Below are 3,977 nucleotides of genomic sequence, written 5' to 3'. Positions count from 1 at the left end.
CAATGAAGCCGCACAACGCTTTGCGATTGCGCCGAACTGGATCCGATCAGTCCAACGCATCGAGAGTGCTGGTGACGTGCACGCCAGATCGCCAAAAGGCGCAATGGGCCTGATGCAAATCATGCCAGCGACTTGGGCGGAACTTCGTGTGCGCTACAATCTCGGGAACGACCCCTACGACCCGCACGACAACATTCTGGCCGGTACGGCGTACTTGCGCGAACTGCTCGATCGGTATGGCTCGCCTGGCGTGTTTGCGGCGTACAATGCGGGACCATCTCGCTATGAAGAGCATCTTGCGGGCGGCTCTCTGCCAGACGAGACGCGAGCATACGTCGCAAAGCTTGCAAATCTGCTTGCCGTCGAACTGCCGCCGAGGTGGACGTCCGGCGGACAGTCATCAGCAGCTGCGACGCTATTCGTCACGCGATCCGATCTCATGAAGACGCGTGATCGGTTGTTGGCGCTCATGCCGTCTAGCGGTGTCACGACCGCGTTCTCGGCGCCCGATGTTTCGCCCATGGTCCCCCGGCCAATTGGCATGTTCGTCCCTCGATCGGATTCGGGAGTATCGCGATGACCAGGTGTGCGGGTTCGCAAGCTGATGGTGTATGGGCGATGCCTTCGGCCCGCGCTCTACTCGTCGCTTCGCTCCTCACCGAGCCACCCTTCGGGTGTCTCGGCCCTTCGGGTAACGATCGCTATCGCAAGCGCTCGGAAGCAGTGGGGGCTTCGCGAGTTGGCGGCCAGGTCGCGGTGGCTCTTTCGGGAACCGGCGACCCGGAGACCACGACGGCAGGACGGCGAGATAAAAGGGGCTCGCCGCTCGAACCGCAAGCCATTGACATGGCTTGGGTTCCGGCGTGCCGGTCGGTCGGGGCGCGTGCCGCGCCTTGGATTTTTAAGAATGAGATCAACTACATTTTCGGCACTCTACGCGTTTTGGCGTCCTTCGAGGCGCAGTCATGACCACGGGCGACAGCGATCTGCGTATCCGGCCCGGGCGCATCCGCAGTACCCGCGCGCCGAAGCCGAAAAGCTTCATCAATCAGGTGCTACGCGCGGCGAAGAAAACCGGACACACCTCGGGTCAGACCCCGGCCGGCAGGCGTTCCGCGGCCCATGGGCGTTCGACGTTTGGCCGCGGGCGCCTCGCCTTTAGCCGGGCGAGATTGTTCAGCCCGACGCGGCGCGTTGTGGTGAAGGCGCGCGTGGTTCGCCACAAAGGACGAGCCTTCCGCTCAGCGCCGCTGACGGCCCATCTCTCGTATCTGAAGCGCGATGGCGTGACCCGGAGTGGTGAGCGGGCCGAGATGTTTGATGCCCGCGGCGACGGCGCCGATAGCGCGGCGTTTGCCGAACGCTGCAAGGACGACCGTCACCATTTCAGGTTCATTGTCTCGCCGGAGGACGCCGGCGATATGACCGACCTGAAGGCCTTCACCCGCGACCTCGCCAAGCAGATGGAAGCCGACTTTGGCACGCGACTGGATTGGGTGGCTGTCGATCATTGGAATACCGACAATCCTCACGTCCATCTTCTCGTTCGGGGGGTCGACGAAGAGGGCGCTGATCTCGTGATCTCCCGCGACTACATCAGCCGGGGCCTGCGTTCACGCGCCGAGGAATTGGTCGCGATCGAACTGGGTCCAAAACCGGAGCACGAGATCCGCAATTCGCTGGAGAGGGAAGTCTCGGCGGAACGATGGACGCGGCTCGACCGGGAGGTCCGACTGGCGGCGGAAGAGACCGGGTATATCGATCTTCGACCCAAGAATCCCGGCAGCGCGGATCCTGAGATCCGCCGCCTGATGGTTGGCCGTCTTCAGCACCTCGAGAAGATGGGCCTTGCCGCATCCGCCGCACCAGGGGAGTGGATGGTCGGACTCGAGGCCGAGCGCAGCTTGCGCGACCTCGGCATGCGCGGCGACATCATCAAGACCATGCACCGCGCCTTTACCGAGCGCGGGGAAGCGCGCGGCGTCGCCGACTTCGTCATCGAGGGTGGACAGCCGACGTCTCAGCTTATGGGACGACTGGTCGAGCGTGGATTGCATGACGAACTGACTGGCGAGGCCTACGCCCTGATCGACGGGACCGACGGACGCGCGCACCACGTGCGCTTTCGAGGTATCGAGGCCTTCGAACATGCTCCGCCCGTTGGGGGAATCGTCGAAGTCCGACGCTTCGGTCAAGCCGGCGATCCACGGCCGACCGTGGTGCTCGCCATCCGCTCCGATCTCGATCTTGCCGAGCAGGTCACCGCAAAAGGCGCGACCTGGCTTGACCACAGGCTGGTCGAACGCGACTCCATGCCGCTTGCCATGGGCGGATTCGGCCGAGAGACGCGCCAAGCCATGGAAGCCCGTACCGAGCATCTGATCCGGGAGGGCCTAGCGCGGCGGCAGGGCCAACGCATCATCTTGCAGCGCAACCTCCTGAACACGTTGCGCCAGCTTGAACTGGACCAGGTGGCCGCAAAAGTCTCGGCCGACACCAGCCTCCCTTACGTGAAGTCCGAATCCGGGGAGCATGTGGCGGGGACATATCGCCAGCGTCTGACGCTCGCCTCGGGACGCTTCGCCATGATCGACAATGGGCTCGGCTTCCAACTCGTGCCCTGGTCGCGCGAACTCGAAAGGAGGCTCGGCCAACACGTCACCGGCGTCGTGAAGGACGGCGGTGGAATCGAATGGGGCTTTGGTCGCAAGCGCGACCTCGGTCTCTAACAATCGCACCAATCCAGCTGCGGAAGGGCGTTCGGGATGTCCGGAACCAAAATCCTTTGGGGGCAGGTGATCGTGGTCGGCCTGATCGTTTTGCTGGCCATCTGGGGAGCAACCGAGTGGACGGCCTGGCGGCTCGCCTGGCAACCGGAGCTTGGGCGGCCCTGGTTCGAACTGTTGGGCTTCAAGGTCTATTACCCGCCCGTCTTCTTCTGGTGGTGGTTCGTCTACGACGCCTATGCGCCACGGGTCTTTGTCGAAGGAGCCTTCATTGCGGCGTCGGGGACCTTCGTTTCGATCGCGGTGGCGATCGGCATGTCGGTTTGGCGGGCGCGCGAAGCCAAGAATGTCGCGACCTATGGGTCGGCGCGCTGGGCTGGTGCGGACGAGGTTCGAGCGGCGGGACTTCTCGGTCCGGATGGTGTGGTGCTCGGCAAGCTCGACCGCGACTACCTTCGCCACGACGGGCCGGAGCACGTGTTGTGTTTTGCACCCACCCGATCCGGCAAGGGTGTCGGTCTTGTCGTCCCCTCGCTCCTGGCTTGGCCCGGCTCGGCCATCGTTCACGACATCAAGGGCGAGAATTGGCAACTGACCGCGGGCTTCCGCTCGCGACACGGCCGCGTCCTGTTGTTCGATCCCACCAACCCAAAGTCCTCAGCCTACAATCCGCTGCTCGAGGTCCGGCGCGGGGAATGGGAGGTTCGCGACGTCCAGAACGTGGCCGACGTCCTGGTCGACCCCGAAGGCTCCCTCGACAAGCGGAACCACTGGGAGAAGACCAGTCATTCGCTCCTGGTCGGCGCCATACTCCACGTTCTCTATGCCGAGGCGGACAAGACCTTGGCCGGCGTCGCCGCCTTCCTGTCCGATCCGAAGCAGCCGATCGAGACCACGCTGAGGGCGATGATGACTACACCGCACCTTGGCGAGCAGGGCGCCCATCCCGTCGTCGCCTCGACCGCGCGCGAACTCCTCAACAAATCCGAAAACGAACGCTCCGGCGTCCTATCCACCGCGATGTCGTTCCTCGGGCTCTACCGCGATCCCGTCGTGGCCCAGGTGACCTGTCGCTGCGACTGGCGGATTGCCGATCTGATCGCAGATGGTCGCCCGACGACGCTTTACCTCGTGGTGCCGCCGTCGGATATTTCTCGGACCAAGCCGCTGATCCGTCTGGTGCTGAACCAGATCGGCCGGCGCCTGACCGAGGATCTACACGCCCGCGACCGTCGGCATCGAGTGCTAGTG

Annotated in this window: 3 protein-coding genes; all 3 read left to right on the top strand. The window is 63.9% G+C overall.

Annotated elements, in window-relative coordinates; genetic code table 11:
- Positions 1 to 580 (top strand): lytic transglycosylase domain-containing protein (locus KAY22_RS25730; protein ID WP_296625951.1); only part of this gene is annotated, 580 nt, incomplete at its 5' end.
- A 385-nt stretch (positions 581 to 965) separates the two neighbouring features.
- On the top strand, positions 966 to 2,729 hold the full coding sequence (locus KAY22_RS25725; RefSeq protein ID WP_006018724.1) for a DUF3363 domain-containing protein: 1,764 nt from the start codon (positions 966 to 968) through the stop codon (positions 2,727 to 2,729).
- 36 nt (positions 2,730 to 2,765) lie between these two features.
- Positions 2,766 to 3,977, top strand: a 1,212-nt coding sequence (gene traG, locus KAY22_RS25720; protein ID WP_296625950.1) for an IncP-type conjugal transfer protein TraG, incomplete at its 3' end; no start/stop codon positions are given.

Source organism: Rhizorhabdus sp. (assembly GCF_018006725.1).
In the GTDB taxonomy this organism is placed as follows: Bacteria; Pseudomonadota; Alphaproteobacteria; order Sphingomonadales; family Sphingomonadaceae; genus Rhizorhabdus.
Note: the sequence above shows the minus strand (reverse complement) of the source record. Positions and strands in the feature narration are given on the sequence as shown.